Source organism: Streptomyces netropsis (assembly GCF_014203545.1).
Lineage (GTDB): Bacteria > Actinomycetota > Actinomycetes > Streptomycetales > Streptomycetaceae > Streptomyces > Streptomyces netropsis.
Map to the genome: position 1 here is coordinate 1 of NZ_JACHJG010000022.1, position 18,830 is coordinate 18,830.

The window sequence follows — 18,830 nt, forward strand, 5'->3', positions numbered from 1 at the left end:
GGCCGTGGTGAGCTGGCTGACCGCGGTCCCGCTCGCGGGAACCTCCAGCCGAACCGTCATCGAGTACGAGACGCTAGGCGCCGTTGCCATGGCCGACTTCCCTCTGCTTTCCCTGTGTCGCTTGATACGCGCGAACCTCGGCGGTCGCCCAGGAACGCGGGGTCCGATCGTCCCACCTACTGGTCGGTATACGGTAACCAGCCCCGTTTTTCGGAAGGAAATTTCCGTCATACGGGAGCCGTACGGGTACCGACGAGCCGGGTGGGACCGCTCCCGCCAACGCCGACGGGCGCCCTTCTCCATTGAGAAGGACGCCCGTCGGACATCGCTTGGGTGGCACCGACCCGCCATGCTCGCCTCGCGGCAAGTGGTCGCTCGAAGCGACTAAGGTTGGGCCCGGGGGCTTGGATCGAGCCGGTGCCACACCCAGGCTAACAAACCGTCCCGGGAAGTGATTCCGGTAGCGCGGGTTGCCTGTCCGGCGGATCATCCGAACGGGCGCTGCGGGCCGCTCTCAGCGGCGGACAGGCTTGATTGAGCTGAGCTCAGCACAACCAGCCCGTCCGGCGTTTGAGGACGCGCCCGCAGGGCGCTCGCCGCCGCAGGCGGCAACACGACCCTCAGTCGGCGGAGCCACGGCCCGAAGGGACGCTGCGGGCCGTGTCGTCCGCACCACCGCTGCGCGGTAGTTGTCCTCAATCGCCGGACGGGCTTGATGTGGCTGAGCTCAGCCGAAACCAGCCCGTCCGGCGATTGAGGACGCGCCCGCAGGGCGCCCGCCGCCGCAGGCGGCAACACGACCCGCAGCCGGCGGAGCCACCCCGCGGAGCGTTCAGTCCCGCAAAAGATCCGGCACACCCTCCGTGTCCGGGTCGTCCCGCTCGCCCGACAGGACCGTCAGCCGCTGCGTCGCTCGGGTCAGGGCCACGTACAGCACCCGCAGCCCCGCCGGGGACTCGTCCGCGATCTCCGCGGGCGTCACGACGATCGTCGCGTCGTACTCCAGGCCCTTGGCCTCCAGGCTGCCCAGCACGACCACCCGGTCGCCCAGCCCGGCCAGCCAGCGCCGCGCCTCCGCGCGGCGCCCCATCGGCACGACGACGCCGACCGTGCCGTCCACGTCGGCCAGCAGGTGCAGCGCCTCGTCCCGCACCGACGCCGCCAGATCGCCGCCCGCGACCGCGAACCGCGGCACGACGCCCGTCGAGCGGACCGCCGCCGGGGAGCGCATGCCGGGCATGGCCAGGGCCAGCACCTTGGCCGCCAGCTCGGCGATCTCGGCCGGGTTGCGGTAGTTCACCGTCAGCTCGAAACGACGACGCGGGCGGGTGCCGAGCGCCTCGTCACGGGCCGCGCCCGCCTCGTCCGGGTCGGACCAGGAGGACTGCGCCGGGTCGCCGACGATCGTCCAGGTGGCGGTGCGGCCCCTGCGGCCGACCATCCGCCACTGCATGGGCGTCAGGTCCTGCGCCTCGTCGACGATGACGTGCGCGTAGTCCGTCCGCTCCAGGGCCAGCCGCTCCGCCCGCTCGCGCCGCGTCTCCGAGCGCTCGGGCATCAGCTCCTCCAGCCCGGTGAGATGGGCCAGCGGGTCCGCCTCGCGCGGCTGCTTGGGGCGGAAGGGGACGCCGAGCAGCGTCTCCAACTCGTCCAGCAGCGCCACGTCGTGGACGGACAGCGGCCCCCGGCCGTGCTCGTCCAGCCGCTTGAGCGACCGGGCCAGCAGCCGGACCTCGCGCGGGTTGAGCACCCGGCGCGCCCAGCGGGAGAGCCTGCGCTCGTCGGCCATCGCGGCGAGCACGCCGCGGGGGGTGAGCTCCGGCCACCAGGCGGCGAGGAAGTCGAGGAAGTAGTCCTCGGTGGAGATGTCCTCGTCGAAGCCCTGCCGTGCCTCGGCCAGCAGCTCCGGGTCGGAGTAGCGCTTGGCGGCGCCCGACTTCGACCACAGCGCGTCCAGGATCAGCCGCCGGGCGCGCGGCCGCAGCAGGTTGACGGGCGCGGTGCCGCCGAGCACGGTCTGCCGGATGCGCCGCAGGTCGTCGGCGCCCAGCTCCACCCGGCCGCCGAAGGCGACCACGCGCAGCCGGTCCGGCGTGTCCGCCGGGGCGGCGGTCCCGAGGCCGTCCAGCGACAGCTGGCCGTCGTCCGCCGAGGACGCGGAGCCCCCCGGGGACGGCGCGGCCGACGGTGAGTCGAGCGCCCCCCGTACGGCCTTGCGCAGCACCTTGAGCATGCGCGAGGAGCCCTTGATCCGGGATACGGCGGGCTCGTCGTACGTGTCGGCCTCGGCGCCGTCCACCAGATTGCCGACCGCGCGGATCGCGACCTGGCCCTCCTCGCCCAGCGAGGGCAGCACACCCTCGGTGTAGGCGACGAGCAGCGGCGTCGGGGAGACGACGAGGATGCCGCCCGCGTAGCGCCTGCGGTCCTGGTAGAGGAGGTAGGCGGCGCGGTGCAGGGCGACGGCGGTCTTGCCCGTGCCCGGGCCGCCCTCGACCTCGGTCACCGACGCGGCGGGGGCGCGGATGACCATGTCCTGCTCGGCCTGGATGGAGGCGACGATGTCCCGCATGGTGTGGCTGCGGGCCTGGCCGAGCGCGGCCATCAGCGCGCCGTCGCCGACCACCGCCAGCTCCGCCCCGCCCAGGGTCGCGGTCAGCTCGGGGCGCAGCAGGTCGTCCTCGACGCCGAGGACCTTGCGGCCCTTGGAGCGGATCACCCGGCGGCGGACCACCCGGCCCGGCGCCACCGGGGTCGACCGGTAGAAGGGCGCGGCGGCGGGCGCGCGCCAGTCGATGACGAGCGGCGCGTAGTCGGCGTCGAGCACGCCGATGCGGCCGATGTGCAGCGTCTCGGCGATCTCCGCCCGGTCGTCCCGCACCGCGTCGTCGGCGGGCTCGACGGAGGTGTACGCCCCGTCCGGGCCCTTCTTGCCGTCCTTTCCGAGCAGCAGGTCGATCCGCCCGAAGAGGAAGTCCTCGAACTCGCTGTTCAGCCGGTTGAGGTGCACGCCGGCGCGGAACACCTGGGCGTCCCGCTCGGCGAGCGCTCCCGGCGTGCCGACCTGGCCGCGCTTGGCGGCGTCGTCCATGAGGAATTCGGCCTCGTGGATCTTCTCCTCGAGGCGTCGGTACACCCGGTCGAGATGCTGCTGTTCGGCACCGATCTCGCGGTCGCGGACCCCGTCCGGTTCCGTCACCACGTGCGCGTCCGTGGCGTTCTGCGCGGCCACCCAGGCCCCCTTCTGCTGTGCGTAGGGCAGCCGTCAACCGTACGCGAACAGGGGTACTGAGCGCACCTGTCAGGACATGAGCGGTTTGCTATGACTGTTCACACGTTGACAGATGGCCACGGATGGGCTGACGGGTGCGCGCACCGTCACGCGTTGTCGACCGTGGCGAGCCGTTTGCCGTCGAGCGTGCGGACCTCGAACCGGTCGATCTGGTCGCGGTTGAGGGCGGCGCCGCCGTGCGTGTACAGCGGTTCCTTGTTCCACTTCTCCGTGGCCTTCGGCAGTCCGTAGCCGCCCGCCGGCACGGCCCAGGTGGTGACGACCTGCCGTTCGCCGTTCTTGCCGACGGCGACGAGGTCGCAGCTCAGCGGGCCCTTGACGTTGCCGAGCTTGAGGGCGACGTGGGTGCCCCAGGGCTTGGACTGGAGGGAGACCGTCGCGTCGACCTTGGTGACGGGGTCGACGGTGCCGATCTTGTCGCCCTCCTCGTACATCTCCTTGGCCGCGCTCACCGTGCTGTGGCTGGGCGCGTCCTGCGAGGTGACGGCCGCGCCGACCAGGGGACCGGCGACGATCAGGGCGGCGGCCGCCGCGACGAGGCACAGACGGCGGGTGCGCTGCGCGCGGCGGACGGTGCCGACCTCGCTCAGCAGCCGGTCCAGGAGTGCCGGGTCGGGCCGGGCTTCGAGCACGTCGGGGTCGGGCGAGGACTCCTTGAGTTCGGCGAGGAGCGGGGACAGGCCCATCAGGTCGTCCAGCTCGGCGGCGCACCGGTCGCATACGGCGAGGTGCTCCTCGAAGCGGGCGGCGTCCGCTTCGTCGAGGACGCCGAGTGCGTAGGCGCCCACGTCCGTGTGCTGTGCCGGCGGGTTCATGCCGTCACTCCCCGTTCCTCCAGCGAGAGCTTCATGGAGCGCAGCGCGTAGAAGACCCGGGACCGTACGGTCCCGGCCGGTACGCCCAGCACTTCCGCCGCCTCGCTCACCGTACGTCCTTTGAAATAGGTCTCGATCAGAGCCTCTCGGTGTGCTTCGGTCAGATCGCCCAGCGCCTCGGAAATCGTCATCAGGCGCAGCGCCCGCTCGATCTCGTCGGCGGCGGGGATCAGCTCCAGCGGCCCCGCGTCGACCTCCCGGGGCCGGGACTGCCGGCTGCGGTGGCCGTCGATGACGATGCGCCGGGCGACGGTCACCAGCCACGGCCGCACGGAACCCGTGGCGCCGCGGAGCCGGTCGGCGTTGCGCCAGGCGCGCAGCAGGGTCTCCTGGACGACGTCCTCGGCGCGCTGGCGGTCGCCTCCGACCAGGCGCAGCACGAAGGCGAGAAGCGGGCCTGCGTGCTCGTCGTAGAGCGCCCGCATCAGCTCCTCGTCGGGAGTCGTCCTGTCTGCCACGACGGCATCCTTGCGCAAGCCTTCCCCCAGGTCGATAGCGCGTGGTGGTCTTTCCCGGGGACCTCGCGGGACGCCCCGGGGGCGCGGATCAGTAGCCGTGGCCGCCGCTGCCACCGCTGCCGCCGGTATTCGTCGGTGCACGCATGCCCGATCCCCCAAAAGGTGCTGGATACGGGGCCGTCGTGGCCCCCTTCACCCATGGATACGGGTGGTGCGGGTGATCGACTCAGCGCCGGGTGGATAAATCTTGGAAGGTTTTCGAGAGCCCACGGCGTGCGGATCGGCTTACGGATCGAAAGGGATCCGCGTTCAACGGCACCCCTGTGATTCAGCTCTCGGACCGCGGTTGAGCGGGCCGCTCGAAAGGGCCCGTAAGACAGCCCGAGAGGCCGTTGCAGGGGGTACCGGCCGCCTTACGGGGAGAGAACCGAATCATGAATCGCAGGAGCATCGTCCTGGCCACCACCGCCACCGCCGCCGCGGCCGCCGTCGGCATCACCCTCGCGGTGATCCCCGCCGACGCGAAGGAGGACGGCGCAGGTCGGGCGGGGTCGCACGGGACCGGCCACGAGAGCGCCGCGACGGGCACGCTCGGCGCCCTCGATGCCACCAACCGCGCCGACGCCGTGTTCTTCGCGGGCAGCCTCAACGGGCTGAACGAGGTGCCCACGGCGGGCGGTCCGGCCGTCGGCGACAAGGACGGGCGGGCGATCGCCTTCCTGCGCGTGCAGGGCGACGAGGTGTCGTTCGCCTTCTCGTTCCGGGGCATCGCGCCCCCCACGGCCGCCCATGTCCACCAGGGCGCGCGGGGGAAGAACGGCGCGGTCAGGATTCCCTTCTTCGCGAAGAAGCTGCCCGACGGGCGCACGACGGCGACCGGCACGGCGAAGGTCACGGACAAGAAGCTGCTCGGCGCGCTGAAGTCCGACCCGAACGGCTTCTATTTCAATCTCCACACCGGCGAATTCCCCGGCGGCGCCGTCCGCGGCCAGGTCCACAAGCTGAGCGCGCCGCTCGATATGACCACCGCGACGAACAGTTTCCAGTCGTCCGTGGTGAAGGGCAGCCAGATCTACGCCTGCACGAAGAAGGACGACGGGACGTACGGGTTCACGCAGGACAATGTGAGCGCCACGCTCGGCGGTTCCATCGCCCACTCCTTCGTACGGTCCGGGGGCGCCCCGCAATGGATCGCGCGCGACGGCTCGGCAGTCACGGGAAAGCTGGTCTCCAAGGTCCCGAACGGCGAGAAGAACATCCCCGAACTCGACCTGCGGGCCACCTCGTCGGGTGCCGCCCGGGGTCTCTTCGCCCCGGTCACGGAGATCCTCCGCCTCAACACGCGTGGCGGCGTGGCTCCGGCCGGCCCGTGCGACCCGAAGCTTCGGCCGAAGGCTGCGGTGCCGTACGAGGCGGACTACGTGTTCGTGGCGAAGTAGCAGGGCGTGGCCGGGCCGGGGTTCACCCCCGGCCCGGCCCGCCGACCGCGCGCCGCCGGTGCCGGGCGACGCGCTCGCGGTTGCCGCACACTTCGCTGGAACACCAGCGGCGCCGGCGCCCCCGCGAGGTGTCGAGGTAGACCAGCGAACAGGTCTCCCCCGCGCACCGCCGCAGCTGCCCCCGCGCGACGGGGTCGGTGAGCAGCTCCACCGCGTCCCGGGCGACCCGCCCCACGAGGGCGTCGCAGTCGGGCGCGGCGGCGACCGTCCGGACCAGCGTCCCGTCCCCGGCCCGGACGGCGAGCACGGCGGGCGGCGCGATGGCGGCGAGGGCGTTGACCCGCTCCAGATCCACGTCGGCGGCCCGCCCGTCGACCTCGGTGTGCACGACCCGCTGCAACAGCTCACGCGCCGCGTGGAACCGCCCGAGCCAGCCCGCATCCACGCCACCGAGCGGGGTGCCGGGCGGCACGACCCCGGCGCCGAGCAGCCAGGCCCGCAGCTGCTGCGGCCCGGTCAGCCGCTCCACCGGCTCCTCGCCCAGCCGGCCCCCGCCCGTCGCCAACAGGTCCAGACAGGGCCGCCCGGAGTCGAACCGCAGGTCGAAGGGGGCTCTCGCCGCCGCCATGTGTCCTGTCACCCGTTTCCCTGTGGGGGGCCAGTGGAGAGGGGTACCGCCACCCCTCAGGGTGCCCGGGCGGGAGGGGGTCCGTAACCCCCCGGGGACAGGACCGTGACCTTCCGGGGACGCCGCCGCGGACGGGCCCGGACGAGAATCGGAGCTTGCCTGCGGCGCCTGATCCAGGGCACGGGGCAGTTCGAGGCCACGAGGCGGAGGAGACGGGATGCTGAGCGAGACCGAGTTCCGAACCGAGGATCTCCCTGGTGCGGACCGGTTCGACTTCTGGTGCGAGCGCATCGGGCGAACACATGCGCCGCTGGACCTGCACAGCGAATACGCGAAGGACTACCGGGCGCAGCAGCGCGTCCTGCACCTCGGCGCGGTTCACGTCTGGCCAACGACCCACCAGTCGCTTCGATTTCGCCGAACCCCGAAGCTCATCCGCCAGTCCGACCCCGAGCAGTACCACATCGGGATCCCTCTGCACGGGACCAACCGCATCGCCTGGGCCGACCAGAAGGCCTTGTACGGGCCTTACGACATACAGGTCTTCGACAGCTCACGGCCTGTCGAAGTCGAATCCACCAACGGACCCGATCCGTTCTCCGGGATCGGGATCGAAATCCCCAAAACGCTCCTGCACCTGCCGCAGCACAAAATGGACCGGCTCTTCGCCCGGGGAATGTCCGGACGGGAAGGGATGGGCGCCCTGCTCGTCCAGTTCCTCACCCAGCTGACGGCGGACACCAGCCCCTACCTGCCGTCCGACGGCCCCCGGCTGGGCACGGTCGTCGTCGACCTGCTGTCCGGGCTCTTCGCCCACGCCCTGGAGGCCGAGCGCTCGCTTCCACCGGAATCCTGTAGCCGGACGCTGGTGCTGCGCATTCGGTCCCACGTCCAACAGAACCTGGACGACTCGCTGTTGAGCCCGCGCACGATCGCCGCCGCGCACAACATCTCCACCAGCTATCTGCACCGCCTCTTCCGGAACGAGCACGAGACCGTCGCGGCCTGGATCCGCCACCAGCGCCTGGAACGTGCCCGCCGCGACCTCGCCGACCCCGCGATGTGTTCCACCACCATCCACACCGTCGCCGCCCGCTGGGGCTTCACCCGCGCCGCCGACTTCACGCGCGCCTTCCGCACGGCCTACGGCATGCCGCCCAAGGAATACCGGCACCAGGCCCTCCACCGGCCCGGGGCGACCGCATGGACTCATTGCTAAGAACTGTGAACTCTGTGCGAACGACTTCCGGCGGCGTCCCCGGCATGCTGACCGTGCAGGACGAGATGCACGGCGCGTTTCGATCGCGATATCCGAGTCGGCGCTGCCGGTGAGGGCCGGATCCCATACGGGGGAAGGGATCCGGCCCTCGGCGTCTCCAACGGGCGGATTCGCCCTCGCTACGCGTCCAGCGGATTCGCCGCGATGCGCACGGCGATGTTGCCGCGCATGGCCGCGGCGGCGGCGCTGTCCGGCTTGCGTTCCGCCTGGCTGCGGAAGCACGCCGTGAATTCCTCGGCCAGCCCCAGCCGCGGGTAGCGGGCCAGCACCTCGGCACGGATTTCCGCGGGGAGCGCGTCCGCGCCCCGCCCGGAGATGTCCACCGAAGTGGAGTACTCCAGCAGATGACTCTCCGGGTCCTCCGCGACGTCCGCGCCGTCACCCATGTGCCGGACGATCACCTCGGACGCCCGCGCCCGACGCTCGACCGGCCACCCGGCAGCCGCCCCGAAGACCCACGCCACGTGGCCGCCCGCCTCCTCGAAGGGGACGGTGTGGCTGTCAAACTCCTTCACCAGACCGAGGTCGTGGAGCAACGCGGAGACGTAGAGGAGTTCGGCATCGAAGGCAATGCCGGACTCCTTCGCGTGGGCCGCCGCCCAGAGATACGCCCGTATCGAATGGTTCAACAGCGCGGGCGAGCAGTACGCCGTCGCCACCTCCAGCGCCGCCGAACATGCCGCGGACTCGGGAATCACCAGCTCATTGATCTTCATGCCGGTGATTACACCACCGGTCAGTAGTACCGCGGCCCGGAGTCCGTGGCCCGCACCGGCTGGGCGTACCCCGACGGCTCCTTCCCCTTCATGACGACCTCGCAGCGGTACTTGGACTGGACACCGAGCGGTGCCGCCACGGCCTTGGGGATGTCATTGCAGAGGGCGTGATCGATGCTGTCGCGATAGTTGCCGTAGAGGAGGCGGGCGACACCGTCACGGGTGAGGATCCCCTGGCGCGGGGTCGCCGTGTACTCCACCAAGTTGTTCGAGAAGGAGGACTTGCCGCCGATGCTCACATTCCACTCCACCTTGACGTCTTCAAAGGTGGTGGTGCAGGTCGCCTGCGTTCCGCTCTTCGACCCCAGGTCCTTGGGGCACTCGGCGGTGATCTTTCCCGTCGCATTCGCCATGCTCTGAGTCTTGCGGCGCAACTCGTACGCCAGGTTCTCGCTGAATGCGGCATCGGCGGCCGGGGAAGGCTTCAGCTCCCCCTCCGGCATGGGCGCCGGCTTGTCCAGCCTCTGCGGAAGCACGGTATGGGTCGACTTCGGCTTGGCACCGTCGTCCTTGCCGGACCCACCGTCCGAGCAACCGGTGGCCACCAGGCATACGGCACTGACTACGACGACTGACACGTTCTTTATTCGCACGGCGGTCACCCTACCCAGGGAGCAACCGGTGTCGAATGCGCTGCCACACCTGCCGGGCCGCCGCCCTGTCCGCCGCCGAACGGGCGTGATCGGAGGGAGTCACCGTCTGCGGCAGCTCCGGCGGCCGCAGAGCCCCGTAGTCCGTGAACCGCCGCGTACCGCACTCCACGCATCGGGCTTCGCCTCCGGTGTGCGTCCAGCCCGCATGGTGCACGCACGGGCGCACGAGCCGCCCGATGGCCCTCATGCCTTCCCCTTGGGCGGGGCGCACGCGAACTCGCACCACACCACTTTTCCGGGGTCCCGCTCCCCGACCCCCCAGGTGTCCGCCAGCGCGTCCACGAGCATCAGCCCTCGGCCGCGCTCCTCGGCGGCCGTCGTCGTGCGGGCCATGGGGCGTCCGTCGCCGCTGTCGTGCATTTCCAGCCGCACGACGTAGTCGTCGAGGAGCCACATGTGGAGCAGGAACCCCCGCCCGACCGGCACCCCGTGCAGCAGGGCATTCGTGGCCAACTCGCTCACGCAGAGCAACACGTCTTCGGCTCTGCCTGTGAGGTTCCAACGCTCCAGCGTCTTGCGGCCGAAGTCTCTGGCCATGGGTACGGATCTGGGGGTACGGCGGTAGAACCGCTTGTGGAAGTAGGGGAGTTGAGTCGCGTCGTTCATGCGACCACGGTCGCAGTGGGTAACTAGAGTGGACCAGTGCGTCAGCCCGTACAGATTTTTTGTACGGGTTCCACGCCGGTCATTTGCACCCATGGGTGGGGAGTTGGTCTCCATGCAGACCCGCAGGAACACCAAGAAGCAGGGCACATCGCTGCGGCTGGTCGGGGCGCTGGTCGCCCTCTTCCGCGCGAACGCGAACTTCACCCAGCACAGCCTCAGTGAGCGCTTGTGCATCCACGAGGAGACGATCGCGTCGATCGAGCAGGGGCGGAGGCGACTGCTGCCGGATATGGCGGATGAGCTGGATCGGGTCCTGGAGACAGGGGGTGCGTTGGCGGTTGCCGTGGAGCACTTGCCGGAGCGGGAGAAGTATCCGGTCTGGGCTGAGGCATACATGGCTCATGAGAAGGAGGCCATCGCACTCTCCTGGTACGAGAACCAAGTCGTGCCCGGACTACTACAGACCGAGGGGTACGCCCGCGCCACCTTCCAAACCACCGTTCCTCCACTCACCGAGGATGAGAGGGAGCTGCGCGTCGCAGCCCGCCTGGAACGCCAAGTGGTACTGCACCGCAATCCACCGGTGCGCGTCAGCTTCGTCATCTCCGAGGCCGCCCTCATCAGTCACCTAGGCGGGCAGGAGGTCATGAGGGAGCAGCTCCGCCATCTACGCGACTGCGCAGATCTCGACGGTGTCTCGATCCAGGCCATGCCACTCAACAGCGAGACGCATGCCGGGCTCTCCGGCCCCTTCATCCTCCTGGAGACCCCCGAGTATCAGCAGTTCGCCTACACCGAGACACAGCTCGGCAGCCAGCTCATTTCCGACTCCGACGGAGTCAGCACCCTTGCAGGGAAATATGGAATGCTGCGTACGCAGGCTCTCAACCTCAAGGAGACACAAAGCCTGTTGGACGGGCTACTAGGAGAGACATGAACGATCCGACGTGGTTGAAGTCGAGCTACAGCGGCGATGAAGGCGGCGCCTGCATCGAAGTCGCTTACGCCTGGCGCAAGTCCAGCTACAGCACCGAGCAAGGCGGGGCCTGCGTCGAAGTCGCCACCCTCCCCACCGCCATCCACGTCCGCGACTCCAAGGTCCCCGACGGCCCCCGTCTGACCCTCTCCCCCGAGGCCTGGGCGGCCTTCACGGCCTTCGCTCGTACCGCCGACTAAGCACCCCGTAGGCCAAGCGGCCCAGACGCCGCACGCCGAGTGGAGTAGACGGCGGTCCCCCAGGCATACGGACCCACGCCGACGGCATGTCACACCGCGTGAGCCCCCGGGCGTGAGGCGCGCCCCGGTGCACCCGATCCGCCCCTCACGGTGAATCGCACGGCGACAAGGCGGGCTGCGACACTGCGCCCCTACGGCAAAAGAGTGGCTCTGGCCTGCTGTTTTTAGCCCACTAGCATGATCTTTAAGCCTGCCCGTGAGGGCTCATTCGGCATGAGGCAATAGATCAACATCTTGCTTGGGAGTGCCCTTCCTGCCAACCGTCAGCCATCCGGTGCGCCATCTGCCAGCTGGCACATTGCGCGGGCGAGGTGCCACCTCCCCGACAGGACCCTCCCGGTGGCGCCCGAGCCACTTGCCGGAGGGCTGACAACGACCACACACTGATTTCGTCAGGGCAGTCTCTGATTGCCTGTCCTGCGGGGAAGGACCAGCGATCGTGGCTACTCCGGGCGCCGTGGTACAGCGGCGGCAACTGCGCACCGAGCTCAAGAAGGCCCGCACCAAGGCCGGACTCACTCAGCTGGAAGTGGCTGCCAGGATGGACTGGAGCCCCTCCAAGCTGATCAGGATCGAAGCCGGCCAGGTGGGCATCTCCACCAACGACCTACGGGCGCTGCTCCACGAGTACGGGATCAACGACCAGCAGCGTCTGGACTACTTCCTGGAACTGGCCCGCGCCAGCAGGAAAATGCCGTACCGGGAGTACCGGGGGCTGCTGTCCAAGCCCTACATGGACCTGCTGTCGTACGAAGTCGCCGCAAGCATCGTCCGTTCCTTCGAGCCTCTGGTGATTCCCGGTCTGCTCCAGATCGAGGAGTACACGCGGGCGACGAGCCTCGCCTTCGCCCCGCACCTCACAGGAGATCGACTGGACCGTGCGGTCGAAGCCAGGCTCCAGCGACAGGAGTTGCTGGACAGCGAGCACCGGCCCGAGTTCTTCTTCATCATCGATGAAGCGGCGATCCATCGATGGACCGGCGGCCCGGGCGTCATGAAGAGTCAGCTGCTCCACCTCAAGGAGATGGCGACCCGCCCTGGAATTTCCATTCAGATCGTCCCCTTCAGCGTCGGCGCCCACGTCGGCTTGCAAGGATCGTTCGTCCTTCTCGAATTCAACGGAGAGATGGACGACATTCTCTACCTGGAGAAGACGTCGGGGGACTCCGTCTTCAGCGATGACACTGAAGCGACCAGCCGCTATCTGGAAACCTTCTGGGCACTGGAGGCTCAGGCCCCTCGCGAAGACCTACCCCATTTGATCGACCGGGCGATCGACGGAATGAATGGAGTCCCGGAAGCCAGGCCCTCGGTGGAAGTGAGCGTAGAGGCGTAGGAGAGGCCGTCTCCCGCGTCTACAGCAGTAGGTTGATTCGGAGCGATTCGTGAACAGCATAGTCAGCCCTGCCGCGCCCTGCTTCACGCGCGGCGGAGCAGCACACCTACGGGGACGTACAAACGAGTTGCGGAACCATGGCCGGCCGTAGCGATCGGCCGAGCCCTCGCCGACGCCAGAACCCTGACGACTCGTCCAGCGCCTGGGACATCGCCGTCATCGTCCTGCGGGAGATCGTGACGGACTCCCGCAGGACACGAAATCTGATCCTGCTCGTCATCAGCGTGCTGTTGAGCGCCGGAGCGTTGGTGACCGTGGCCCTTCTGCTGATACCGAACCCCTCGGCCTGGCTCACGGCGGCCGGGTGCTGCGCGGGCACCACCGCGGTCGCGGCAGCCAGCCGTCGACGTCAGCCGCGCGCTTCCCGCAGATCGTCGCTCACCGGGTCGAGCCCGCGCGGCGTGGGGCCCGCGAACTCGTCGAACGAGGGCGAGCCAAGCGATACGCCCAGCTGAGCAGGGACGGCGCCACCCACCCTGCCGCGACAACCACCGCCCCGGAGGCCAGTACGTGCACCAGCACGGACCCTCCGGTGGCGGCCGCGATCAAGGCTCCGAAGCCCGTCGCGGCAATGCCGGCAGCCAGTATGTACACGTACCACAAGGCTCGCCTGGCGCCTCGAGACGGACCGGCCGAGGTCGAGTTCCCCATGACGTCTCCTCTGCCACACACAGTCGGGGCCGGGCCTAACTCAGATTAGGGGATGTACCGCACCGTCGGAACGGCACTCGGCCGTACAAACAGCGTGTACGACCCCGGCGCGCACAGTCCGCAGCACATACGAGCAAATGCCGAATTTCCCAGATATATAATTGCATTCCGACCCACCCTTCCCTGATCACCAATTACTTGCCAACCTGGTGGAGATAGCAGGGGAGCGGGCCGCGACTCTCCCCGACCAGAAACCCGTGGGCGGCCGAGCGGAGGGGAGATTCGCGTGGGCGATCAGAATATTCGGCCACATTGGCGCAGGAGCAGTTTTTCCACCGCCGGCGTCGACAACTGCGTCGAAGTCGCCTTCGTCGATCACGAGGTGTGGGTACGCGACTCGCACTTCGTCCACCTGCCCGCCCTCTCCTTCACCCCACGCACCTGGAGTGAATTCCTCGCCGAGTTAGGGTCACCAACCACCCCCTGATCACAAAACAGGGAAGCAACCCAAGAGCCCCGATCGCTACCAGACGAGGCGAATTCACAGACCCGAGGCGGAAGCGCCCACCGAGACCCATAGCAACACCGAATCCGCATACCAGGCAGCGAATTTGACGGGTCAACAGATGCAGGTAGCCTGCTACGTCGACTCGTCATTGATCTTGATTCGCGCAGCCGACCAACGGGGTTCATCTCTCATGTCCGCACCGCCGCCCTATCAGTACCAGCCGCCGCATCAGCCGATGCACCAGCCGCAGCCCCCGTCCCCGCAGCGGAGCCCGCTACGGGGGCTGATCACCGCCCTCGTCATGCTGGCGGTCTTCGGCGGCGTCGGCTGGTACGTCTGGGACTACAACACCGACCCCAACGGCGGTAAGGCCAAGAAGGAGGCCGACCGGGTCGCGCGGGTCGAGGAGGCCAAGGAGCACAACCCGAAGATCGGCGACTGCGTCAAGGTCCAGGATCCGCACGGCAAGCCGGTGCCGACGATCGTCGACTGCGGCTCCCCCGAGGCCGAGTACAAGACGGGCGCCATTCTGTACGGCCCCGACAAGAAGTGCGGGGCGGAGTACCAGTACGGCATTCAGTACTCGGGCCGCCGTACCGTCGACAACACCATGTGCTTCACCAAGCTCTGATCCCCTTGCCGGGCGGTCGCCACCGCGACCGCCCCCGCCCGATCAGGCGCCCGCGGCCATCGCCACCGCGTCATCCGGCGGCAGCCAGGCGTCCCTCGCCGGACGCTCCAGCCACCCTCGTGACGCGGTCAGCTCCCGCGCGGCGCGCCGCAGCGCGTCAAGTCCCGGATGTCGCAGTCCCTTCCGCCACACCATCGCCACCGGCGACAACGGCACCGGGTCGACCAGCGGTCGCAACACCATGCCCGGGACGTCGATGAAATCGACGCTCGCCAGCACCGACCATCCCCGCTTCAGGATGACGCGGATGAACTCCTCGTCCCCCTCGATTTCCGGGAAGGGCTCGGCGACGCGAATTCCCCGCCCCTCGAAGAGCCGCTCCGCGAGGTCGGTCCACTCGACCGTCATCGGGTTTCCCGCGGCCGCGTAGAGGGTTTCTCCCGCCAGTTCCCCGAGCGGCACCTCCGGCAGCTCCGCCAGCCGGTGCTCCTCCGGCAGCAGCACGGCCATCGGCTCGTACCGCACGGGCAGGTGGTCGAGCCGGGCCCGTACCGCCGCGTCGAGGCCGGCCACCCGGCCGAAGGAGACGTCGAGTCGTCCGGCGACGATCTCCCCCGCCGCGCCCGTCAGCCCGCTGAGGTACCGGGCGACCAACTCCTGCTCGGGGGCCGCCTCCCGGGCCGTCGTCAGAATCCGGTACGCGACGGCGAACTTGGAACCGACGTCGACCAGCAGCGGCCGTTCCTCCCGTGCGCAGGCCGCCGACAGCTCGTCGTGCGCGGCGAGGACCGCCCGCGCGTACGGCAGCAGCCGGGTGCCCTCCGCCGTGAGGGTCACCTGCCGGGTCGTACGCGCGAACAGCTCGCCGCCCACCCGTTGTTCCAGTCGCCGGATGTCCCGGCTCAGCGCCTGCTGGGCCACGAATAACCGCGCCGCGGCCCGGGTGAAGTGCAGTTCGTCGGCGACGGCGACGAACGCTCGCAGCAGTCGCGGCTCTATGTCGTGGGGCACGCACCGCAGTCAACAACACAGGTGCGTGAATGGCCACTGATCAGGTGTTGGACCCCCGCATCACGCTCCGGCGAAGGTAGGGACATGCCGAACCAGAACCCCTCCCCCTTCTTCGCCGTCAGCGGCGGCACCCTGATCGCCATGGCCCGTCCGGCCACCGGCCCCGCGCCCGCCCGGAACACCCCCCGCCGCCGCCCCGGCCGCCTCACCCGCCTGCTCATGAACCGCCTTGACCTCAACCGTGGTTGATGTTTGAGGGTGGGTGCACCCGCCAGCGATCACCGCAAGGAGTCCGGCCACCCATGACCACCACCCCGCGCCTCGAACTGCCCCGCATCGGCCGCCCCGACGCCGGTACCCACCTCGTCAGTGAATGGATCGTCGGCAGCGCCGAGGGCTCCCGAACCGCCGCCGACATGGCCCTCGCCGAGTGGTCGGAGAACAAGGGCCGCGGCCCCGACGGAGACACCGACGGATCCCTCGCCCTGCACATCTTCCTGAACACCGACGGCAGCAGCCTTCTCCACTACTCCCAGTGGACCAGCGACGAGGCCCACCTCGCCTGGGCCCGCAACCGCCGCGATGGCATGATCGGCAAACTCGACGAGGTCGTCCCCGGCATCGAGCGCCCGGGACTGCACCGCACCCGCGTCTACCGGAGCATCACGGCGGACACGACCCTCACGCCCGGCCTGATCGTCCTCGCCACCGTCGACGCCGACACCCCCGAGCGCCAGCGCTCATGGGCCGACACCGTCGTCGCCGCCCAGCAGGAGACCCCGCTCCCCGGGCTGGTCTCCGCCCACTTCCACCTCACCAAGGACGGCACCCGCGTCCTGAAGTACTCCGAGTGGTCCGACGTCGCCGCCCACGAGGCGGCCCTCCCCGTCCTGGCCGCCTCCCCCGCCTGGGGCAAGGTCCTGGAACACGCAGGAACCCGGCACCTGGGCTTCAAGCGGTACGAGATCCACGGCTCCGTGACGCGCGACGGCGCCGGCCGCTAGGGACTGCCGCCTGCGACGGCGAGCGCCCTGCGCGGCGGTGCGCCCCCATGGTCCGCCGGACAGGCACTACGCGCGGCTCCGGACCCGCCTGAAGATCACCACGCCCGCCGCTGCCGCCACGGCCGCCCCGCCCGTGCCCGCGCCGACGATCAGCGCCGTGCGGTCGGGACCGTCGTCCGGGGACTTGGGCGCGGATCCGGCGACGACGAGGTGGCCGGTCCTCTTCACCCGGCCGTGGTGGCTGACCACGGTGACGGGGTAGCGGCCGGATTCCAGGTCGGTCCGGATGCGGGCCGGGCCGAAGTAGCGCGGGTCGTCGCCGTCGCCCGCCTTGCTGTCGTCGCGCTCCAACGGCACCGCGCGTTCGAACGCCGGGGAGGTCGCGGTCAGCCGGCCCTCCTCGCCCGGATCGGGTGACTCGTCGCTCCACAGCACGTTGACCGAACCGCCGGCCGCTATCTTCGCCCCGGACCTGCGGGCGTCCTCCGGCCGGTCCTTGTCGGCGAAGAAGGCGGGGCCGCGCGCCTTGCCCACGTAGTCGCTGTCGCCGGGCCGGGCGGCGCGGACCACGAGCTCCTTGTTCTGGACGGTCCGGCCGTCCGCGCCCGTCAGCTCCACCTTGTACGTACCGTCCTTCGCGTCGGTCGGCAGCCGTACGAGCGCGGAGAACATCCGGGGGTTGTTCCAGTCGGCGCCCTTCGGGTCGTGGGCCAGCCGGACCGGGGCGGGGAAGGCCGGGGAACGCACCGTGAAGGCCTCGCCGGTCTCGCCGGGATAGAGGTCGTCGAACGATATTCCCAGCTGCTCGCCGGGCCGCAGCTCGTCGCCCGGCGTGGTCACATGGAACGTCGGCCGTTCCGAGGGCTTGACCTCCACCTGGTCCCTCGCCACGACCTTGCCGTCCGCCCTGATCTTGAGCGGGTACGTACCGGGCGGAGTGGACATCTCGACGGCGAGCCGCGCGTGGTGAGTGCCGTCCGAGGGCGCCAGCCGGAACGACCGGGCGAAGACCGGCGAGGTGACGGTGACGTCCGCGCCCGCCCGGATGCCCCGGACGTCGATGTCGATCAATTCGCCGGGGCGGTTGTCGAAAGTGCCGTTGATCAGCAGGTTCACCCCGCCGCCCGGTCCGTCGTCGGCCACCGCGAGGCCGGCCGTCGGCCACATCAACCCCACACCCACCACGGCCACCGCCGCCCGAGTCCACTTCACCGCACACCCCCTGTCGGTCAATGAGGAAGATGGCCACCCCGGCCCGATGGTTGCCCGGATCCGGCGGATGCTCCCGGGTTTGCGCAGGTGGCAACAGCGACTCGGGCCGACCCCTTAGGCCCACGGCCGGGCACGAAAAAAACCGTAGGCCCGCGACGGATGTCGCGGGCCTACGGCTCACATGGGATGAGTGGAGATGGCGGGAATCGAACCCGCGTCCAACGGTGCAGAATCAGGGCTTCTCCGTGTGCAGTTCGCTGCGATTTTCTCGGCCCCGGCAATCACGCGAACAAGTCGCCGACGGGCCCAGCCACTGTTTGATTTCCTTCCAGACCCCGTGACCGGGTCTAGAAGTTTAGTTCCCTAGCTGATGCCAGGATCCGGGTCGGGAACAAGCCCGGGCTGACACTTCGCAAGTCGCTACTTAGGCAGCGAGGGCGAAGGAATCGCGCTTGGTGTTGGCGATTATAGGTTGCGACATATGGTTTACGAGATCATTGCCGCTTCCTCGACACGCTTCCCCTGCTTCGACATCCGCTGTCGAAACCGATCATCCCCATGTTGATTTTTCAAAGTGCACACCCGGCACCACCCGGTGGTGTGCGATGCCCATCGTACGTGACCAACGCACGACGGTGCCAGCGTATTCCCGGGGGCGGGCCCCGGGAGGGCTAGACCTTCGCCCGCTGACGCCTGCGCGCCGCGGCGATCGCGCGGTTCGACTCCCGCGTGTCCTGCTTCTCGCGCAGCGTCTGCCGCTTGTCGTACTCCTTCTTGCCCTTGGCGAGGGCGATCTCGACCTTGGCGCGGCCCTCCTTGAAGTAGATGGCCAGCGGCACGATCGTGTGACCCGTCTCCTGCGACTTGGAGTCGAGCTTGTCGATCTCGGCGCGGTGCAGCAGCAGCTTGCGCTTGCGGCGCGCGCTGTGATTGGTCCACGTCCCCTGGGTGTACTCGGGGATGTGGGCGTTGTGCAGCCACGCCTCGCCGCCGTCGATCTGCACAAAGCCGTCCACCAGCGAGGACCGGCCCTGGCGGAGCGACTTGACCTCGGTGCCCGTCAGCACCATGCCGCACTCGTAGGTGTCCAGAATGTGGTAATCGTGGCGCGCCTTCTTGTTCTGCGCGACCAGCTTGCGACCCGGAGTCTCTTTCTTCTGTTTAGCCATAGCGCG

General features: G+C 69.3%; 21 protein-coding genes and 1 other RNA gene. 10 read left to right on the forward strand and 12 right to left on the reverse strand.

Features of this window, described 5'->3' with window-relative positions; translation table 11 throughout:
* Nucleotides 1-832: 832 nt before the first annotated feature.
* The 3 genes from FHS38_RS33000 to FHS38_RS33010 form a co-directional block, all read right to left on the reverse strand.
* Nucleotides 833-3,232: a HelD family protein gene (locus FHS38_RS33000; protein WP_184739962.1), complete on the reverse strand. Its 2,400-nt coding sequence runs from the start codon at nucleotides 3,230-3,232 to the stop codon at nucleotides 833-835.
* A 146-nt stretch (nucleotides 3,233-3,378) separates the two neighbouring features.
* Nucleotides 3,379-4,107: an anti-sigma factor family protein gene (locus tag FHS38_RS33005; RefSeq protein ID WP_184739964.1), complete on the reverse strand. Its 729-nt coding sequence runs from the start codon at nucleotides 4,105-4,107 to the stop codon at nucleotides 3,379-3,381.
* Entirely contained in the window at nucleotides 4,104-4,592 is a 489-nt protein-coding gene (locus FHS38_RS33010) for a sigma-70 family RNA polymerase sigma factor (protein ID WP_229822898.1), read from the reverse strand. Before FHS38_RS33010 ends, FHS38_RS33005 begins: the two co-directional genes overlap by 4 nt.
* A 467-nt stretch (nucleotides 4,593-5,059) precedes the next feature.
* Between FHS38_RS33010 and FHS38_RS33015 the strand changes: the two genes are divergently transcribed.
* Nucleotides 5,060-6,064, forward strand: a complete 1,005-nt coding sequence (locus FHS38_RS33015; RefSeq protein WP_184739968.1) for a CHRD domain-containing protein — start codon at nucleotides 5,060-5,062, stop codon at nucleotides 6,062-6,064.
* A 22-nt stretch (nucleotides 6,065-6,086) separates the two neighbouring features.
* On the opposite strand, the gene FHS38_RS33020 is transcribed toward FHS38_RS33015, so the two are convergent.
* Nucleotides 6,087-6,692 carry a CGNR zinc finger domain-containing protein gene (locus FHS38_RS33020; protein ID WP_184739970.1) on the reverse strand — a complete coding sequence of 202 codons (606 nt, stop codon included), beginning with the start codon at nucleotides 6,690-6,692 and terminating at the stop codon, nucleotides 6,087-6,089.
* A 217-nt stretch (nucleotides 6,693-6,909) separates the two neighbouring features.
* Here FHS38_RS33020 and FHS38_RS33025 point away from each other — a divergent pair, with 217 nt between their 5' ends.
* Nucleotides 6,910-7,911 carry a helix-turn-helix domain-containing protein gene (locus FHS38_RS33025; RefSeq protein ID WP_184739972.1) on the forward strand — a complete coding sequence of 334 codons (1,002 nt, stop codon included), beginning with the start codon at nucleotides 6,910-6,912 and terminating at the stop codon, nucleotides 7,909-7,911.
* Between the two features lie 179 nt (nucleotides 7,912-8,090).
* Here FHS38_RS33025 and FHS38_RS33030 read toward each other — a convergent pair whose 3' ends face one another.
* From FHS38_RS33030 to FHS38_RS33040, 4 genes are read right to left on the reverse strand one after another with little or no spacing between them, the layout of a single operon-like run.
* A complete protein-coding gene (locus FHS38_RS33030; protein WP_184739974.1) occupies nucleotides 8,091-8,687 on the reverse strand; it encodes an HD domain-containing protein in 597 nt (198 codons plus the stop codon).
* A 20-nt stretch (nucleotides 8,688-8,707) separates the two neighbouring features.
* Nucleotides 8,708-9,325, reverse strand: a complete 618-nt coding sequence (locus tag FHS38_RS33035; RefSeq protein ID WP_229822890.1) for a hypothetical protein — start codon at nucleotides 9,323-9,325, stop codon at nucleotides 8,708-8,710.
* A gap of 25 nt (nucleotides 9,326-9,350) precedes the next feature.
* On the reverse strand, nucleotides 9,351-9,587 hold the full coding sequence (locus tag FHS38_RS36480) for a DUF6255 family natural product biosynthesis protein (protein WP_221495649.1): 237 nt from the start codon (nucleotides 9,585-9,587) through the stop codon (nucleotides 9,351-9,353).
* Nucleotides 9,584-10,006 carry an ATP-binding protein gene (locus FHS38_RS33040; protein WP_184739976.1) on the reverse strand — a complete coding sequence of 141 codons (423 nt, stop codon included), beginning with the start codon at nucleotides 10,004-10,006 and terminating at the stop codon, nucleotides 9,584-9,586. The genes FHS38_RS36480 and FHS38_RS33040 overlap by 4 nt, the downstream gene beginning before the upstream one ends.
* A 112-nt stretch (nucleotides 10,007-10,118) precedes the next feature.
* On the opposite strand from FHS38_RS33040, the gene FHS38_RS33045 reads away from it, so the two are divergent.
* The 6 genes from FHS38_RS33045 to FHS38_RS33070 all read left to right on the forward strand — a co-directional run bounded on the left by FHS38_RS33045 (nucleotide 10,119) and on the right by FHS38_RS33070 (nucleotide 14,428).
* The gene (locus FHS38_RS33045) at nucleotides 10,119-10,943 is read left to right on the forward strand and encodes a helix-turn-helix domain-containing protein (protein WP_229822891.1); all 825 of its coding nucleotides are present in this window, start codon (nucleotides 10,119-10,121) and stop codon (nucleotides 10,941-10,943) included.
* Entirely contained in the window at nucleotides 10,940-11,182 is a 243-nt protein-coding gene (locus FHS38_RS33050) for a DUF397 domain-containing protein (protein WP_184739978.1), read from the forward strand. The genes FHS38_RS33045 and FHS38_RS33050 overlap by 4 nt, the downstream gene beginning before the upstream one ends.
* A gap of 499 nt (nucleotides 11,183-11,681) precedes the next feature.
* The gene (locus FHS38_RS33055) at nucleotides 11,682-12,578 is read left to right on the forward strand and encodes a helix-turn-helix domain-containing protein (RefSeq protein WP_184739980.1); all 897 of its coding nucleotides are present in this window, start codon (nucleotides 11,682-11,684) and stop codon (nucleotides 12,576-12,578) included.
* A 137-nt stretch (nucleotides 12,579-12,715) separates the two neighbouring features.
* A complete protein-coding gene (locus FHS38_RS33060; RefSeq protein ID WP_184739982.1) occupies nucleotides 12,716-13,093 on the forward strand; it encodes a hypothetical protein in 378 nt (125 codons plus the stop codon).
* A 482-nt stretch (nucleotides 13,094-13,575) separates the two neighbouring features.
* Nucleotides 13,576-13,776, forward strand: a complete 201-nt coding sequence (locus tag FHS38_RS33065; protein ID WP_229822892.1) for a DUF397 domain-containing protein — start codon at nucleotides 13,576-13,578, stop codon at nucleotides 13,774-13,776.
* 211 nt (nucleotides 13,777-13,987) lie between these two features.
* Nucleotides 13,988-14,428, forward strand: a complete 441-nt coding sequence (locus FHS38_RS33070; RefSeq protein ID WP_184739984.1) for an LppU/SCO3897 family protein — start codon at nucleotides 13,988-13,990, stop codon at nucleotides 14,426-14,428.
* A 42-nt stretch (nucleotides 14,429-14,470) separates the two neighbouring features.
* On the opposite strand, the gene FHS38_RS33075 is transcribed toward FHS38_RS33070, so the two are convergent.
* Complete coding sequence (locus tag FHS38_RS33075; RefSeq protein WP_184739986.1) at nucleotides 14,471-15,439, reverse strand: LysR family transcriptional regulator; 969 nt, start codon at nucleotides 15,437-15,439, stop codon at nucleotides 14,471-14,473.
* 84 nt (nucleotides 15,440-15,523) lie between these two features.
* Here FHS38_RS33075 and FHS38_RS33080 point away from each other — a divergent pair, with 84 nt between their 5' ends.
* Together FHS38_RS33080 and FHS38_RS36255 are read left to right on the forward strand one after the other, a co-directional pair.
* Complete coding sequence (locus FHS38_RS33080) at nucleotides 15,524-15,688, forward strand: hypothetical protein (RefSeq protein ID WP_184739988.1); 165 nt, start codon at nucleotides 15,524-15,526, stop codon at nucleotides 15,686-15,688.
* A 53-nt stretch (nucleotides 15,689-15,741) separates the two neighbouring features.
* Complete coding sequence (locus FHS38_RS36255) at nucleotides 15,742-16,443, forward strand: antibiotic biosynthesis monooxygenase (RefSeq protein ID WP_184739990.1); 702 nt, start codon at nucleotides 15,742-15,744, stop codon at nucleotides 16,441-16,443.
* A gap of 66 nt (nucleotides 16,444-16,509) precedes the next feature.
* Here the strand turns inward: FHS38_RS36255 and FHS38_RS33090 are convergent, their stop codons facing one another.
* From FHS38_RS33090 to smpB, 3 genes are all read right to left on the reverse strand, one after another.
* Nucleotides 16,510-17,655, reverse strand: coding sequence for a hypothetical protein (locus FHS38_RS33090; protein ID WP_184739992.1), 1,146 nt, complete (start codon nucleotides 17,653-17,655; stop codon nucleotides 16,510-16,512).
* Between the two features lie 188 nt (nucleotides 17,656-17,843).
* Nucleotides 17,844-18,213, reverse strand: a transfer-messenger RNA (tmRNA) gene (ssrA, locus tag FHS38_RS33095).
* A 113-nt stretch (nucleotides 18,214-18,326) separates the two neighbouring features.
* Nucleotides 18,327-18,824 (reverse strand): SsrA-binding protein SmpB, encoded by a 498-nt coding sequence (gene smpB, locus FHS38_RS33100; protein WP_184739994.1) that lies wholly within the window; start codon nucleotides 18,822-18,824, stop codon nucleotides 18,327-18,329.
* Nucleotides 18,825-18,830 lie beyond the last annotated feature (6 nt).